Origin of the sequence: Bradyrhizobium sp. USDA 327 (genome assembly GCF_041262065.1) — a bacterium.
In the GTDB taxonomy this organism is placed as follows: Bacteria; Pseudomonadota; Alphaproteobacteria; order Rhizobiales; family Xanthobacteraceae; genus Bradyrhizobium; species Bradyrhizobium liaoningense.
This window is the reverse complement of sequence record NZ_JBGCCW010000001.1, coordinates 2,022,127-2,038,477: the sequence shown is the minus strand read 5'-3', so window position 1 is coordinate 2,038,477 and position 16,351 is coordinate 2,022,127. Positions and strand designations below refer to the sequence as shown.

General features: G+C 63.7%; 13 protein-coding genes. 5 read left to right on the top strand and 8 right to left on the bottom strand.

Features of this window, described 5'->3' with window-relative positions:
• Window positions 1–5 precede the first annotated feature (5 nt).
• The 4 genes from ABIA42_RS09180 to ABIA42_RS09165 are packed head-to-tail and all read left to right on the top strand — an operon-like array spanning window position 6 to window position 6,302.
• Window positions 6–1,178, top strand: a complete 1,173-nt coding sequence (locus ABIA42_RS09180; protein WP_370114103.1) for an efflux RND transporter periplasmic adaptor subunit — start codon at window positions 6–8, stop codon at window positions 1,176–1,178.
• Window positions 1,175–4,318 (top strand): efflux RND transporter permease subunit, encoded by a 3,144-nt coding sequence (locus ABIA42_RS09175; RefSeq protein ID WP_370114105.1) that lies wholly within the window; start codon window positions 1,175–1,177, stop codon window positions 4,316–4,318. The genes ABIA42_RS09180 and ABIA42_RS09175 overlap by 4 nt, the downstream gene beginning before the upstream one ends.
• Window positions 4,305–4,763 (top strand): thioesterase family protein, encoded by a 459-nt coding sequence (locus ABIA42_RS09170; RefSeq protein ID WP_370114107.1) that lies wholly within the window; start codon window positions 4,305–4,307, stop codon window positions 4,761–4,763. Before ABIA42_RS09175 ends, ABIA42_RS09170 begins: the two co-directional genes overlap by 14 nt.
• Before the next feature lie 57 nt (window positions 4,764–4,820).
• Window positions 4,821–6,302, top strand: a complete 1,482-nt coding sequence (locus tag ABIA42_RS09165) for a sensor histidine kinase (RefSeq protein ID WP_370114109.1) — start codon at window positions 4,821–4,823, stop codon at window positions 6,300–6,302.
• A 23-nt stretch (window positions 6,303–6,325) separates the two neighbouring features.
• On the opposite strand, the gene ABIA42_RS09160 is transcribed toward ABIA42_RS09165, so the two are convergent.
• Window positions 6,326–8,611: an FdhF/YdeP family oxidoreductase gene (locus ABIA42_RS09160; protein WP_370114111.1), complete on the bottom strand. Its 2,286-nt coding sequence runs from the start codon at window positions 8,609–8,611 to the stop codon at window positions 6,326–6,328.
• A gap of 249 nt (window positions 8,612–8,860) precedes the next feature.
• Here ABIA42_RS09160 and ABIA42_RS09155 point away from each other — a divergent pair, with 249 nt between their 5' ends.
• The gene (locus tag ABIA42_RS09155) at window positions 8,861–10,108 is read left to right on the top strand and encodes an oxalate decarboxylase family bicupin (RefSeq protein WP_271526169.1); all 1,248 of its coding nucleotides are present in this window, start codon (window positions 8,861–8,863) and stop codon (window positions 10,106–10,108) included.
• A gap of 97 nt (window positions 10,109–10,205) precedes the next feature.
• On the opposite strand, the gene cydB is transcribed toward ABIA42_RS09155, so the two are convergent.
• The 7 genes from cydB to ABIA42_RS09120 form a co-directional block, all read right to left on the bottom strand.
• The gene (gene cydB / locus ABIA42_RS09150) at window positions 10,206–11,192 is read right to left on the bottom strand and encodes a cytochrome d ubiquinol oxidase subunit II (protein WP_370114113.1); all 987 of its coding nucleotides are present in this window, start codon (window positions 11,190–11,192) and stop codon (window positions 10,206–10,208) included.
• A 2-nt stretch (window positions 11,193–11,194) separates the two neighbouring features.
• Complete coding sequence (locus tag ABIA42_RS09145; protein WP_271526171.1) at window positions 11,195–12,595, bottom strand: cytochrome ubiquinol oxidase subunit I; 1,401 nt, start codon at window positions 12,593–12,595, stop codon at window positions 11,195–11,197.
• 28 nt (window positions 12,596–12,623) lie between these two features.
• Window positions 12,624–13,559, bottom strand: coding sequence for a YoaK family protein (locus ABIA42_RS09140; protein WP_370114115.1), 936 nt, complete (start codon window positions 13,557–13,559; stop codon window positions 12,624–12,626).
• A complete protein-coding gene (fdhD, locus tag ABIA42_RS09135; RefSeq protein WP_370114117.1) occupies window positions 13,483–14,319 on the bottom strand; it encodes a formate dehydrogenase accessory sulfurtransferase FdhD in 837 nt (278 codons plus the stop codon). The genes ABIA42_RS09140 and fdhD overlap by 77 nt, the downstream gene beginning before the upstream one ends.
• Before the next feature lie 3 nt (window positions 14,320–14,322).
• A complete protein-coding gene (locus ABIA42_RS09130; protein WP_370123579.1) occupies window positions 14,323–14,922 on the bottom strand; it encodes an HdeD family acid-resistance protein in 600 nt (199 codons plus the stop codon).
• A 183-nt stretch (window positions 14,923–15,105) separates the two neighbouring features.
• Window positions 15,106–15,681: a histidine kinase dimerization/phosphoacceptor domain -containing protein gene (locus tag ABIA42_RS09125; RefSeq protein WP_271526175.1), complete on the bottom strand. Its 576-nt coding sequence runs from the start codon at window positions 15,679–15,681 to the stop codon at window positions 15,106–15,108.
• 86 nt (window positions 15,682–15,767) lie between these two features.
• Window positions 15,768–16,268, bottom strand: a complete 501-nt coding sequence (locus ABIA42_RS09120; protein WP_271526176.1) for a Dps family protein — start codon at window positions 16,266–16,268, stop codon at window positions 15,768–15,770.
• Window positions 16,269–16,351: the final 83 nt, after the last annotated feature.

Here is a 16,351-nt window from a genome sequence, read left to right as displayed (position 1 = left end):
TCACCGTGAAACGCAACCTCACCCTCGCACTGGTTGCTCTCGCCGCGATCCTGATCGGCGCAGGCCTCTGGTTCTACGGCACCGACCACAGGCCGGCGGTGGCGGCCGCGCCGGTGCCCGCTGCCGTGCCGGTCGTCGCAGCCACCGTCACCGGCAAGGACGTTCCGATCTACCTGCGCGGCATCGGCACCGTGATCGCCTACAACACCGACGTCGTGCGCAGCCAGATTCAGGGGCAGATCGTCAAGATCGCCTTCACCGAGGGACAGACCGTCAAGGCCGGCGACCTGCTCGCCCAGATCGATCCGCGTCCCTACGAGGCACAGATCGAGCAGCTGACGGCCAACCGCGACAGGGATCAGGCGCAGCTCGTGAACGCCGAGGCCAATCTCTCACGCTACAATCAGCTCGGCGACAAGGGCTACGCGACCCCGCAACTGATCGAGACGCAGACGGCGCAGGTGGCGCAGCTCAAAGCCGCCGTGAAGGCCGACCAGGCGCAGATCGATCAGGCCAACGTCCAGCTCAGCTACACGCGCCTGACCTCGGCCATCCCCGGCATCACCGGCGTGCGCCAGATCGATGTCGGCAACGTGATTCACCCGACCGACCCCAACGGTCTCGTCGTCGTCACCCAGATCGAGCCGATCTCGCTGCTGTTCACCCTGCCGCAGACCGACCTGCCCGTAATCCAGGAGCACGCTGCAAAGGAATCGCTGAAGGTCATTGCCTACAGCCAGGACAACAAGATGAAGCTCGACGAAGGCACGCTGTTGCTGGTCAACAACGAGATCGCAGGGACGACCGGCACCGTTCAGCTCAAGGCGGTGTTCCCGAATCGTGAGCACCGGCTGTGGCCGGGCCAGCTTGTGAATGCCCGCCTGCTGCTCGAAATTCGGAAGGACGCGCTCACTGTCGCGGGCTCGGCCGTGCAGCAGGGACCGAACGGCGGCTATGTCTATGTCGTGACCGACGGCCAGACCGCGGCCTTGCGCCCCGTTCACGTCGCACAGATCAGTGATGGGCAAGCTCTGATCGACCAGGGGCTGAAGTCAGGTGACGTGGTCGTGGTCGACGGCCAGTATCGGCTGACGGAAGGCAGCCGCGTCCGGGAACTGCATGGCAAAGCTGCGCGGGAAGCCGACCTGCAGAGCGCCGTGCAGGACGCGATCCCATGAACCTCTCGGCGCCCTTCATCCTGCGGCCGATCGCAACCGCCCTGCTGATGGCCGGCTTGCTGCTGTGCGGCCTTGCGGCCTATCCACTGCTGCCGGTCGGTGCGCTGCCGAACGTCAATTACCCGACGATCCAGATCTCGGCGCAATTGCCCGGCGCCGATCCGGGCACCATTGCCTCGTCGCTCGCCACACCGCTCGAGCAGCAGCTCAGCCAGATCCCCGGCATCACCCAGCTCACCTCGTCCAGTGCACTCGGCGTGGCCCAGCTCACGGTGCAATTCGAGCTGTCGCGGACGGTGGACAGCGCGGCCGTGGACGTGCTGGCCGCGATCAATGCCGCCAGCCCCTTCCTGCCGCCGAACATCCCCTACCCGCCGACGATCAGGAAGGTAAATCCGGCGGAGACGCCGATCATGCTGATCGCGCTGACGTCGGACTCGCTGCCGCTGACCACGGTCGATGCCTATGCGGAAAATATCCTGTTGCCGAAGATTTCGCAGGTGCCCGGTGTCGGGCTCGTCGGCATCGGCGGCCAGCAGAAGCCGGCGATCCGTGTTCGCGTCAACCCGCAGGCGCTTGCTGCCCGCGGCATCGGTCTCGAAGACGTCCGCAACGTCATCGCCGGCGCCAATGTCGACTTGCCCAAGGGCACGCTCAACAGCCCGCGCGTCACCTATACGCTGAACACCAATGATCAGTTGCTGAAGCCCTCTGCTTACGAAGACCTCATCATCGCCTATCGCAACGGCTCGCCGGTACGAATCCGCGACGTCGGCACGGCGATCGAGGCCCCCGAAAACGATCTTCTGGCCGGCTGGTACGGCAAAGAGCGCGCCATTATTCTGGCAGTCCAGCGCGTGCCCGGCGCCAACGTGATCGAGACCGTCGACCGGATCAAGAAGCTGCTGCCGCAGTTGCAGGCTTCCGTTCCACCGGCGATCAAGGTGACGATCGCCGCCGATCGCACCGCCACCATTCGCGCCGCGGTTTCCGACGTTCAATTCACGCTGCTGCTGACGGTCGCCCTGGTCGTGATGGTCATTTTCCTCTTCCTGCGAAATTTCTGGGCCACCGTCATCCCGGCGATCACTGTTCCCCTGGCGCTGATCGGGACGTTCGCGGTGCTCTATGTGCTCGGCTACAGCCTCGACAACCTCTCGCTGATGGCACTGTCGATCGCGGTCGGCTTCGTGGTCGACGATGCCGTCGTGGTCATCGAGAACATCGTGCGCCATCTCGAACAGGGCATGACGCCACTGGAGGCCGCACTCAAGGGCTCCGCCGAAATCGGCTTCACGATCGTCTCCATCACGCTTTCGCTGATCGCAGTGTTCATCCCGCTCTTCCTGATGGGCGGCTACGTCGGCAAGCTGTTCCAGGAATTCGCCGTCACCATCACCGCCGCGCTGCTGCTGTCGTTGATCATCTCGCTCACCCTGACGCCCATGATGTGCGCGCGCCTTCTGAAGGACGATTCGCGAAGGAAGCACGGCCGGATCTATCTCCTGTTCGAACGCGGCTTCGATGCCCTGCTTGCGCTCTACGCGCGGGGCTTGCGCGTGGTGCTGCGGCATCGCTTCGCGACGCTGCTCGTCATGCTCTCGACCATCGCGTTGACCGGCTACCTCTACGTGATCATCCCGAAGGGTTTCTTTCCGCAACAGGACACTGGACAGATCGTCGGCATCACCGAGGCTGCCCAGGACATCTCCTTCCCCGCGATGTCGGAACGACAGCAGGCGATCGTGGACATCCTCTCAAAGGATCCCGCGATCCAGTCAGTGGCGAGCTATATCGGTCCGGGCGGACCGACCGCGACGCTCAACCAGGGGCGCATCTTCATCGTGCTGAAGCCGAAGCCGGAGCGCAAGGCGAGCGCCGACCAGGTGATCAACCGGCTGCGCCCGCGACTGGCCCACATCCAGGGCATCACGCTCTACATGCAGGCGGCGCAGGACATCACGATCGGCGCACGCTTGTCGAAGACACAATATCAGTACACCCTGACGGATGCCGATTCCAACGAGCTGACCCACTGGTCGGCGATCTTCCTGGAGAAGCTTCGCGCGCTCGACGTCATCAGCGACGTCGCAAGCGACCAGGCCAATGCCGGCCCACGGCTGGAGGTCACCGTCAATCGCGAGGTCGCCTCGAGCTTCGGCATCCTGCCCACGACGATCGACAATGCGCTTGACGACGCTTTCGGCCAGCGCATCGTCTCCACCATGTTCACCTCGCTGAACCAGTACCACGTCGTGATGGAAGTCGATCCGCGATTCCAGTACGGGCCCGAAGCGCTCAAGGACATCTACCTGAACTCGGCCTCCGGCCAGCAGGTCCCGCTCAGCACGCTGGTCCATGCCGTCATCAAGCCTGCGCCCATCCTGATCAACCACCAGAGCCTGTTTCCCTCGGTGACGATCTCGTTCAACCTGCGGCCAGGCGTCGCGCTGGGCGATGCGGTGACGGCGATCCAGAAGATCGAGAAGGATACGGGAAAGCCCGCCTCGCTGTCGACCTCGTTCCAGGGCAACGCCCAGGCCTTCCAGTCCTCCCTGTCCGGCACACCGCTGTTGATCGGGGCCGCGTTGATCGTGATCTACATCATTCTCGGCGTCCTCTATGAGAGCCTGATCCATCCGATTACGATCCTGTCGACGCTACCTTCGGCGGGTATCGGCGCGCTGCTGCTGCTGCTGGCTGTCCACATGGATCTCAGCGTGATTGCCATCATCGGAATCATCCTGCTGATCGGCATCGTCAAAAAGAACGGCATCATGCTGGTCGATTTCGCGCTCGAGGTGGAGCGCCGGCATGGGCTCAGCCCTGAAGAGGCGATCTACCAGGCCTGCACGCTGCGCTTCCGCCCGATCCTGATGACGACCATGGCTGCGCTGCTCGGCGGCGTGCCGCTGATGATCGGCTCCGGCACCGGTGCGGAGCTGCGCCAGCCGCTCGGCTACACGATCGTCGGCGGCCTGATGCTGTCGCAGATCCTGACGCTCTACACCACGCCCGTCGTCTATCTCTATCTCGATCGGCTCGGCAACTGGCTCACCGGGCGCAAGCCGCAGGCCGCTAAGACATCCACCCCATCCACGACCGAGGCACAGACGGAATTGAGCCATGAATCCGCTTGAGAAAGTGACGACCGGCATGACCGCCGAAAAACTGGTGACCGTCACGCCCGAGATGACCGTCGGCCATGTGGTGCCGGGCATGCCTGAAGTCTACGGCACGCCGATGATGATCCTGCACATGGAAATGGCTGCCGGATCGGCGGTTCAGCCGTTCCTTCCCGCAGGTCATGTCAGCGTCGGGATGATGGTCAATATCCGCCATCTGGCCGCGACGCCGGTCGGTCGCACGGTGCGGGCGACGGCACGGGTGGTCGCGATCGACGCCAGAAGCATCCTGTTCGAGGTCGAGGCCTGGGAGGGCGACCGCAAGATCGGCGACGGCACCCACCGCCGTGGCGTCGTCAATGTCGCCGAGTTCGAGCAGCGATTCGGCGTCACGAGGCCAACCGCCGAGATGGCCCAGGATCGCATCCAGCAAGCCCGATCGCAGTTTCGTGCGTTTTGACAAGACGCCTGCGAAAACGCAAAAGACCTTCCGTCGGCGGCGCGCTAGACCTTCCGCATGATGCTCGAACGCCTGGATGGCTCAACCCCGGTACAGCCCCAGCGATGGTGGCGGCGTTTGCTGCCGATCCAGACAATACAGGATCGGATTCTGCTGTGGGCTTGGGGTAGCCTTGTTCTGACCCTGCTGTCCTTCACCTGTTCACTGCTTGGAGACAATTTCACCGCGATCGCTTTCGCTGCTTTCCTAGCCGCTTCGCTGACGCTCGTCGGCGCGATCATGGATATCACGGCCCTGAAGAAGACCAATGCCGAGCTGGAGCGGAGCGAGCAGCGCTACCGCCAGCTGTTCAGCCGCATGCCGATCGCATTCCGGCAGCTCGACGCCAGCAGGCTCGTCGCGCTGTTCCGAAAACTGCGCGCCGAGGGTGTCAAGGACCTCGGCGCCTATTTCGACAGCCATCCCGAATTCCTCCGCACCTGCATGGATGCGCTCACGTTTCAGGAGGCCAACGAACGAGCCATCCAGATGTTCGGGGGAGGCGTCGAAGGCTTCGTAGGACGTTCCATGGCGGACACCTGGAGGGAACGGCCCGATACGTTCCGCCGGGCGATGGAGTCCCGCTATCGCGGCGAGACCAACTTCGAGGAGGAGACCAAGATGGTCACGTGGGACGGTCGCATCGTCGACGTTCTCTTCACGACCGCGCGCGTCGGCCCTATCAATGATCTCGAAATAAGCCTGGTCGGCACGATCGACATCTCACAGCGTCTTCGCGCCCAGCAGAAGCTCCAGCAGGTACGGGCCGAGTTCGCGCACGCCGCGCGGGTCTCGATGCTCGGCGAACTCACCGCATCCATCGCCCACGAAGTCAACCAGCCGCTCGCAGCCATTGCCACCAATGGCGCCGCCGGACTGCGATGGCTGAATAGGCCCACTCCCGATATCGTCGAGATCCGCAAGACCATCGAAAACATCGTCGTAGATGCGCAGCGGGCGGCGAACATCGTGGCGCGCGTTCACGGAATGGCTTCCCGGAGGGCCCCGGAACAGGCATCCCTGTCATTTGACGAAGTCATTCGCGAAGCGCTTCTCTTCCTCCGGCATGAACTCGAATCCCGCGCGGTGACGATTGTGCACCGGCCCGACCCGAGCGCGCCCCAGGTGCTCGGTGATCGCACCCAGCTCCAGCAGGTGATCGTGAATCTGGCCATCAACGCGGTGCAGGCGATGACCCAGGCCGGATATGACGATCGCCGGATCGTTATCAGCACGGTCACGCCAGACCCATCGACACTGTGCTGCTCTGTTGAGGACAACGGGCCCGGCATCGCTGCCGAACACGTCGATCGGCTCTTCGACAGCTTCTTTACGACCAAGGAGACCGGGATGGGCATGGGACTGCCCATCTGCCGGTCGATCGTCGAAGCGCATGGGGGCCGGATCGGCGCGGAAGGCAATGGCGCGCACGGCGGAGCCCGCTTCTGGTTCACGCTGCCGGTCTCCGTCCGGGCGGATGCGCCGCGCTGCGATGCATGACCGCAACGCGCCCGGCGCTGGCTCTATTCCCCGGCTGCCGAGCGCACCAGGCGAATCGGAATACCCTTGTATGACGGCGTGAAGCTGAGGGGATCCCGGGCATAGAGCGGGACCAGCGGATTGGTCTCCGGATAGTATGCGGCACAGCAGCCGGTCGGGAACGAATAGGCCACGACGCGGAAGTTACGCACGATCCGCTCGGCGCCATCGGTCGATGCGGTTATCAGGTCGACGCGGTCGCCGTCGACCAGTCCCCGCTTCTTCAGCTCATACTCGTTGAGGAAGACCACGTCGCGCTGGCCGAACACACCGCGGTAGCGGTCGGACATCGAGTAGAGCGTGGTGTTGTACTGGTCGTGGCTGCGTATGGTGGTGAGCCAGAGGGAATCGGCATCGCTCTGTGGGTCTTCGCCACACCCCGGGAACACCAGGAAGTTCGCCTTGCCCGACGGCGTCGCCCAGATCCGCTCGCGCGCCGTCGACGTGAGGTGGAAGCCGCCGGGGACACGAATACGGGCATTGTAGCCCTGGAAGATCGGGAACACCGCCTCGATCGCATCGCGGATCCTGTCGTAGTCGGCAACGAAACCGTCCCAGTCGACCACCGTGCGCTCGCCCAGCGTCGCCTTGGCGACGCCGGCAATGATCGCGACCTCGCTGCGCAGATGCTCCGACGCAGGCTTGTTGCGGCCGCCGGACGCATGCACCATCGACATCGAGTCCTCCACCGTGATCGACTGTGGCCCCGACGCCTGGACATCGATCTCGGTGCGTCCGAGGCATGGCAGGATCAGAGCGGCGCGGCCATGGATCAAGTGGCTGCGGTTGAGCTTGGTCGAGACGTGGACGGTGAGATCGAGCCTGCCAAGTGCCGCCTGCGTCGCCTGCCAGTCCGGAATGGCCGCGGCGAAATTGCCGCCCATCGCGAAGAAGGCCTTCACCTCGCCGCGGATCATCGCCTCCAGCGCGGTCACGACGTTGTGCCCCGGCGCGGCCGGCGGCTTGAAGCCGAAGCGTTGTTCTAGGCGCTCGAGGAAGTCTGCCTTGGGAACTTCGGTGATCCCCACGGTGCGATCGCCCTGCACGTTGGAATGGCCTCGAACCGGGCAGACGCCGGCGCCTTCACGCCCGACATTGCCGCGCAACAGCGCGAGGTTGGCGATCTGCTGCACGTTGTGCGCGCCGCGCCAGTGCTGGGTAATGCCCATGCCGTAGACAATGATGGCACGTTCTGCCTTCATGTACGCGCCGGCGGCGTATTCCATGTCCTCGCGCGTCAGGCCGGACTGACGTTCGATGTCGGGCCATTGCGTGCGCTTGAGGTCATCGATCAACGCCTCAACGCCGACGGTGTGACCGCGAATGAAATCCCAGTCCAGGATCTCCGGCTGCTCGGCGGCGCGGGCGGCCTCGTCCGCCTCGACCAGGATCTTCATGATCCCTTTGAGGACAGCGACGTCGCCGCCGACCCGCACCTGGAAGAGCTTCGAGCTGATCGTCGTCGAGCTCAGCGTGATCATCTCGATCGGGCTCTGCGGCGCCTGAAATCGCTCCAGCGCACGTTCGCGAAACGGGTTGAACGAGATGATCGATGCGCCGCGGCGCGCCGCATTGCGCAGGCTGGTCATCATCCGCGGGCTGTTGGTGCCCGGATTCTGGCCGAAAATGAAGATGCAATCGGCCTTGTCGAAGTCCTCCAGCAGCACGGTGCCCTTGCCGACCCCGAGCGAGTACGGCAGACCGACGCTGGTCGCCTCATGGCACATGTTCGAGCAGTCGGGGAAATTGTTGGTACCGTATTCGCGCACAAAGAGCTGGTAGAGGAAAGCTGCTTCGTTCGAGGTCCGCCCGGAAGTGTAGAACTCCGCCATATTCGGATCCGGCAGTGCCCTGAGCTCCCGTCCGATCATGTCGAACGCATCGCTCCATTCCACCGGGAGATAGCGGTCGGATGTGGCATCATAGGCCATCGGATGCGTGAGCCGCCCGACCATTTCGAGATCATAATCATTCCAGCTAGCGAGCTCGGTGACGGTATGCTCCGCGAAGAATTCTGGCGTGCAGCGCTTTGACGTTGCCTCCCAGGCGATCGCCTTGCCGCCGTTCTCGCAGAATTCGAACGACGAAGTGTGCTTCGGATCGGGCCATGCGCAGCCGGGACAATCAAACCCCTGCGGCTGATTCATCCGGCTCAGCGTCGCCGCGCCCTTCAGCGGCACCCGCTGCACCAGAAGCGCCTCGCTGAGCGCCTTGAGTGCACCCCAGCCGCCGGCAGGTTCACGGTAGGGACGAACCGATTTCGTGGTCATTTCGATGTCTCTCGATCTCGCGCTTCTGCGGGTCAGTTAAGGATCACGCGGGCGGAGCCGTCTTTTCAAAACGAAGCCGAATTTCTCAATTGCACACGCTCGAACCCGGCCGGCTTGCCGCAACAGCCCGTGCATTCCGGCAAGAAGAGCGCCCTTCGCGGAAGCTGAAACGGCAAGCGGAAACTAGGCTGGGCGATTGAAGCCCCGTCGTGACAGAGGGCTTTGGACAATCTTCAGGAGCGACCCAACATGTTTTCACGACGTGATCTGCTGGCTATGTCCGCGGCAGGCGCCGCCATGGTCGGCACAAGTGCGCAGGCCGCAAGCTTCGGCAATCCGGACGAGCCACCGCAAGGTGCCGTAAACGCCAAGAGTCCGGGAAGCCTGACCGATCCCGGTCCGCAAAATCCCGCGCTGGCCAAGCAATTCCCATCGGCACAGACCCCGCCCGCGACCGACGTCGGCGGCCTGCCGATGGATTGGGCCTCGTTCAACAACGCGCCGAGACGCATCCAGAATGGCGGCTGGGCCCGTCAGGTCACTGTCGAGGACTTCGCCATCTCCAAGGAGATCTCCGGCGTCAACATGCGGCTGTCCGCCGGCGGCATCCGCGAGCTGCATTGGCATCAGGCCGCCGAATGGGCGATCATGACCTACGGCACCTGCCGCATCACGGTGCTCGACACCCAGGGACGCCCCTACGTCGCCGACGTCAAAGCCGGCGACCTCTGGTATTTCCCATCGGGTGCGCCTCATTCGCTGCAGGGATTGGGTCCCGACGGCTGCGAGTTCGTGATCTGCTTCGATGATGGCCATGCCAATGAATTCAACACGCTGCTGGTGACGGATTGGCTCGCCCATACCCCGCCCGAGGTCCTGGCGAAGAATTTCGGCGTCCCAGCCGAGGCCTTCGCGAAGATCCCGCTGCACAATCTCTGGATCTTCCAGGGGACCGTGCCCGGCGATCTCGCCGCCGATCGCGCCGCAGTCGCCAGGCACGCCGAAGCGCCACCCTACCCCTTCGTCCACTCGCTCGGCAGCTCGACCCCGGTCAAGGAGAGCTCCGCCGGAAGCATCCGCGTCGCCGACAGCAACAACTTCAAGGTGTCCACGACCATCGCTGCGGCGCTGGTGACGATGCCGCCGGGCGCGGTCCGGGAAATGCACTGGCACCCGAACGCCGACGAGTGGCAGTACTACATCAAGGGCAAGGCGCGGATGACGGTGTTCGACACCGGTCCGAACGCGCTGACGACGGATTTCGCGGCCGGCGACATCGGCTATGTCCGGCGTAATCTCGGCCATTATGTCGAGAATGTCGGCGACACCGAGCTGCAGTTCATCGGCGTGTTCCGTGCGCCGCGCTACGAGGAGGTCTCGCTCTCCAACTGGCTGACGCACACGCCGCCCAAGCTCGTCGCCCAGCATTTCAACATCGACGAGAAGCTGATCGCGCAATGGCCGGACAACAGTCCTGGCGTCATGCCCAAATCCTGAAGCCGCTCAACGAGAGCGGTTCAGCGAAAAAGGCGCCGGAAACGGCGCCTTTCTTCTTGTCCGCCGTAATTCGCGGCAAGTTCGAGCCGTGCAGCCGTCAGTAGTGGTCGACGGCCGGGGCAGACTTGCCGCGGAAGACACGATAGCCGACCGCGAGATAGAGCAGCATCAGCGGAAAGACGAACAGGCCGGCGCCCCAGAACATGAATGCGAGACTTGCATGAGGCGCCGCGGCCTCGTCGATCGTCACGACGAACGGGATCATGTAGGGCCAGAACGACAGGGCGAGCGTGCCGAACGCCGCCGCGAAGATCAGCGCGACCATGTGAAATGGCCAGTAATCGTCGTGGCGCAGGACACTCGTGGCGAGCACGGCAGCGGCACAGGCGCCGACGAGCGGAAACAGGAACAGATAGGGCCGGTCGGTCCAGCGCTGCAGGATCGGCAGATGTTCGGCAAGCGCATAGGCGAAGACGACGATCAGGAAGATCAGGACGCCGATCGCCAGCGGCGGGATCTGGCGCCGCGCGGCGTCGCGAACGAGACCATCGCACTTCCTCACCAGCCAGCAGGCGCCGAGCAGCGAATATCCGAAGCAGAGTCCAATCCCGCACAGGGTAGAAAAGACGGTGAGCCAGCCGAACGTCCCGCCGGCGTAGTCGCCGTTGGAGAATTGAAGTCCTTCCACGAGCGCGCCCACCATCGCGCCCTGCATGAAGCTGGCGGCAAACGAGCCCGCGACGAAGCTGACGTCCCAAACCCAGCGCGAACGAAGCGCCTTGCCGCGAAACTCGAACGCAACGCCGCGAAGGATCAATCCGAGCAGCATCACGATGACAGGGATATAGAAGGCTGACATCACCGTTGCGTATGCCAGCGGAAACGCGCCCCACATGATCACGCCGGTGACGACCAGCCAGGTCTCGTTGCCATCCCAGACCGGAGCAACCGTGTGCAGCATCGTCTCCCGCTTCGCCTCGCTGCGTGCGAGGCCGCACAGCATCCCGACCCCGAGGTCGAAGCCGTCCAGAAGGAGATAGATCAGGATGCTGGTGGCAAGAAGCGCAACCCAGAACGTCACCATGGCTATTCTCCCGCCTCGACGATTGTCGGCATTTTGTCGGCGAGCGACATCGGCCGGTTGGGCACGGGAACGTGCAGCGGCTTGCCGCCGAGTCCCGCCGGTCCGGCGCGCAAGAGCCGATAGATGTAATAGGTTCCGAACGAGAAGATGAAGGCGTAGACCGCGACGAAGAGGATCAGCGAAGCCGTGGCGGCCGACGCGGTCAGGAACGGCGTCGCGGCATCTGCCGTGCGTAGCACCCCATAGACCGTCCATGGCTGGCGGCCGACTTCCGCGGTATACCAGCCCGTGAGGATGGCGATCCAGGGCAATGGAAAGCTGAGGAAGATGCCCCACAGCAGCAGGCGGCTGCGCTCGAGCCGATGCTTGAGCCCGAGCCAGGTCCCGAGCCAGGCAAGCCCCAGCATCACGAAGCCGCAGCCGACCATGATGCGAAAGGCAAAGAACGGGATTGCCACCGGCGGGCGGTCCTGCGGCGCGAAGCTGCTCAGGCCGACCTCCTTCGAGTTCAGGCTCATGCTTGCGATGATGCTGCCGAGCACCGGGATCGAGATGGCATATCTGTTCGATTCGGTGCTCGAGTCCGGGATCGCGATCAGCACCTCCGAGGCCGGTTGCTCGTCATGCCAGCGCGCTTCGATCGCGGCGAACTTGGCCGGCTGGTAATCGTGAACGTAATCGCCGACGAGATGCCCGATGAACAGCTGGACTGGAAGCAATACGGCCGCGAGCGCAAGGCCCATGCGCAACATGACATGTGCCTCGGGCCGATAGGTCCGCCGCAGCACGTACCACGCGCCGGTCGCCGCCACGCAGAACGCGCCCGTCAGATAAGAGGCGAGCAGCATGTGCGGAAACCTGACCCAGACCACCCGGTTGAAGATGATCTGCGCCCAATCGTCAGGCACGAACTGGCCGTTTTGCAGGACATAGCCGGTCGGCACCTGCATCCAGCTGTTGTTGACCATGATCCAGAACGCCGACAGCGTGGTTCCGAGCGCGACCATCGCGGTCGAGAACAGATAGAACCAGGGCGGCACCCGAGGCCGTCCGAAGATGAGGATACCGAAGAAACCCGCCTCCAGCATGAAGGCGGTGAAGGTCTCGTAGGCCAGCAGCGGGCCCTGGATCGGCCCCGACATCTTGGACAGCACGCTCCAGTTCGTTCCGAACTGGAACGCCATCACGACGCCCGATACGACGCCCATGCCGAAGGCGACGCCGAAGATCTTGAGCCAGAACTCGAACAACGTCCGGTACACTGGCCTGCCACTGTACTGGTGCATGGCTTCGAGCACGGTGAGCCAGGCCGCAAGTCCGATCGTGAATGCCGGGAAAATGATGTGGAACGAGATGGTGAAAGCAAACTGCAGCCGGGACAGGAGAAGCGCCGTTGGATCCATGGGTAAGCCCCCTCTTTTCTCACGCTCGCTACGCGAGCTTGTCCGCGGAAACGGACACTTCACCGAGCCTGACTGTCTCTTTGCGGAGGTCGTTCATCCCTGGCTCTCGCGGCGGTTGATCTCGGAAAGTGTCATCAAGGCACGTGCTGGAAATGATACGTTGCGCGCGGCAGGCCTGCTTTCGCGAACGAACGCCCCTTTGCCGAATGGCATGGCTCCGCAAGCACAGCAGCAGAGCGCACGCCGACAATGCGATCGGCACCGCAATACTGGACGCCCCGAGCCGCGTCGTCGCATAGCCCCCGAAGGCCGCACCGCAGAGGAATATCAGGCAGAGCACGAGCATGGCCACGCCACCACGCAAGGCGTCACGATCGGAGGTCGACACGAACTGATCGATAGCGCGCAACATGTTGCCGGTCACGGTGACGGAGAGATAGCTCCAGCGACCGACACGCCTGAAGCTGGCCGACTCCAGCGCGATGCCAAAGGAGATTCCGAGAATGGCGATCGGATCAGGGATCCGATGCAGCAACAGCATCGCTGCCACGAGGCAGAAGATATGCGCAAAGAGACAACGCAACGGCGCCCGCACGCGGATCGCCACCCAGGCACCGAGAAGAAAGCCGACGATCGGCAACAGATGGTGCGCCGCTTGCTGCCACCGCCCGGACATGGCATCGATGCCAAGGAAAACGACATTGCCGGTCTGCGAGCTCGCGAACACACCACCGAGCGAGAGCCAGGTGAAGGCATCGAGAAAGCCGCCCGAAAACGTCAGCAGAGCCGCAACGAGGAGCGATCGTTCCGGAGCATAAGCGACGGCGCGCAGCTCGGCCGCGGCGTCCGGAGATGCGGCTTGCATTGCCATGCTGATGGGCCCAGTGTCAGCCCTCCGCGCGCGGAGCAGCCTCGTCAGGCAGCAGAACGCGTCGCGGGTGTGTGAACACGCCGTATCCGTCATCGCGGGCAATCGCCACCAGCGTGATGCCCGCTTCCTTCGCAGTCTGGATGGCGAGCGCGGTCGGAGCGGATACGGCCACGACGACCGGAACGCCCATCATCGCCGCCTTCTGCACCATCTCGACCGAGACGCGGCTCGTCAGGAGCACGGCGCCCTCGCCGGCCGAACCGCCGTCGCGGAGGATCGCACCCGCGAGCTTGTCGAGAGCATTGTGCCGGCCGACGTCCTCCCTGACCGGACCGATGCCGGTGCGAGGCGTCCAGAAGGCCGCCGCATGAACGGATCGCGTCTGCCGATTCAAGGTCTGGAGCGGAGACAGGGCCTGCATCGCGTTCAGCAGATCCCCTGCGCGGAAGACAATGCTACGATCCCGCACCCGCGAGGGCGCGCGGCGCGCCTGTTCAAGGCTTTCGATGCCGCATAGCCCACAGCCGACCGGACCGCTGATGGCTCGGCGTCGGGCGGCCAGAGAGGCCGCGCGGTCACCATCGAGCCACATCCGCACCTCGACGCCGAGATCGTTTGGGATCAGATCGATGCTCCTGATCTCGCTCCTTCGTCTGACGATGGCTTCGGTGAGGCTGAACCCGATACCGAAATCCTCGAGATCAGCGGGCGTTCCCATCATCACGGCATGGGTCGAGCCGTTATAGGTGAGCGCGATGGCCGTCTCCTCGGCGATCAGCCGCGAGGTCGACCGCGTCTGGCCGCCGCGCCAGGCAATCTCCGAGTGCCGCGTGAAGGTCGATCCCGTCATCATGGCTCACACCGTCGCCGGCTGGGCCGAGTGGCGGGACGCCCTGCTTCTGAGCGCCAGCCCGAATGCAATGAAACCCCAGCCCTGGAAGATCAGGTCGACCACCAGCATCGCACCGAGCAGCCACAGGCCGATCGCGGGCCAAGCCGCCACCAGCATGACGCCGACGCAGAATGTCAAAATACCGGCGGCGACGATCCAGCGCCAACCCGCAGCCGGTCGCATATGAAAGCCTGCCCAGATCCGCATCCCACCGGCGACGACGAGGAAGGCACACACCGCGAGAGACAGCGTGAACGAGGCGAGCACCGGATCATAGAGGATGATGATCCCGGCCGCGCCGTAAACAACGCCCGCGAGCAGCCAGAACAGGAATCCCCGCATGGCGCGCACCGAGAAGGCATGCACAATCTGGAAGATGCCCGCGACAGCCATGGTGGCGCCAATGACCAGCACGGAGGCGAGACTGGCGGCCACCAGGTTTGCGGACGCAATGCCACCGAGGACCAATTCGCCTGCGCCCAGCGCAACGAACCAGCCCCATTTTCCGCTGATCGCGTGGATGGCCCTTCCAAGCGACGCCTTCGAGTTCGACATATCTGCCATGGCTTGACCCTTGCACGTATGACCGCTCTCCCGGTCATGAATGGGAGCAAGGGTACAAGCGGGCCCGCGCACCATCTTTCGCAAAAACGACGATATTGTTGATCTGCACGATGCGGAGCGTTGGCGCGGTGAGCTTGCGGGGCACGAACGGGAAGCTTCCCGTCGTCGCGCGTCGAGACCGCGCTAGGCCCGACGCGGGATCTCGACGACGGTCCTGGTCCCATCGGGTCCGAAGCGGATATCCATCGTTCCATTCAGACGCGCAACGAGCATATCGACGGTGGAACGGTCGAGCCCGGGCCGGCCTTCGGCGGTTGTCCCATTGTCGATGATACAGCACGTGACCGAATTTGCCGTTCCCCAGACTTCGAGCCGGATGGCGCCGGCCCCATCGAGGGAGAGGTGACGCGCCGAGGCGGTGATCAGTTCGAAGACGATCATGCCCAGCAGCCAGCAACGCTCGGAGCTTACCTTGAGCGGCTGGAGCAGGAGCGAAAGCGCGATGCCCTCATACTCGAGCCGCGAGCGGCTGATCGACCTGCACAGTTGCTGGAGATAGGAGGCCAGATCGATGGTCGTGGCGAACTGGGGCATCTGCAATGCGTGGTGGAGGCACACATGGCTTTCTAGTCGATCCTGCACGGAAGCGAGTATCGCTCTCGCCTCCGTGCCTTCGCAACGACCGGCAGCCTCCGAGAGCAACTCGATCACGGACTCGAGCTCGCCCTCGATCTGATGGGCCAGCTCGCGCAGCAACATGCGCTCCGCGTTGGTGCCGCTATCCGACGATAGCTCCGAGAGACTGCTCATCCTTCACCCGCCTCCCGGCCGAACAGCTTGCCTTCCTACGAATTCGCACCGCTCCGCCCGGTCTCGTACAGGAACCAGATCCGCCGTTCCGTCTCGTCGATCCAGTTCTCCAGCAGGCTTGCGGTGGCGACATCGCCATATTCGTCGCAGAGCTCGTGGACCCGGCGCATTTCCCGTGTCAGCTGCTGATTGTCGCTGCGCAGCTCGGCCAGCATATCCTGCGGATCAACATAATCCGCGTCGTTGTCGAGAAGGCGCTGCTCGCGGGCGATGTGACCGATCGATCGCAGCGTGGTGCCGCCGATCTTGCGCGCGCGCTCGGCGATATCGTCGGTCATGGCGAAGATCTGCTCGGCCTGCTCATCGAGCATGAGATGGTAGTCGCGAAAATGACTGCCAGATACGTGCCAATGGAAGTTCTTCGTCTTCATGTACAGCGCGAAAACGTCGGCCAGCAGCGCTCTCAACGCGGCGGGAACGTCACGGTTCGCATTGGCTCCCAGATCCGTTGGGCTTTGCAGGTCTGCTTTGGTCATGGTTGGCTCCTTGTTGGAAAGTGGACAATTTCTAGCCAGAGGGCGGGCAGCCGGTCTTTCCGTGCTGAAGCATCGTTCCCGGA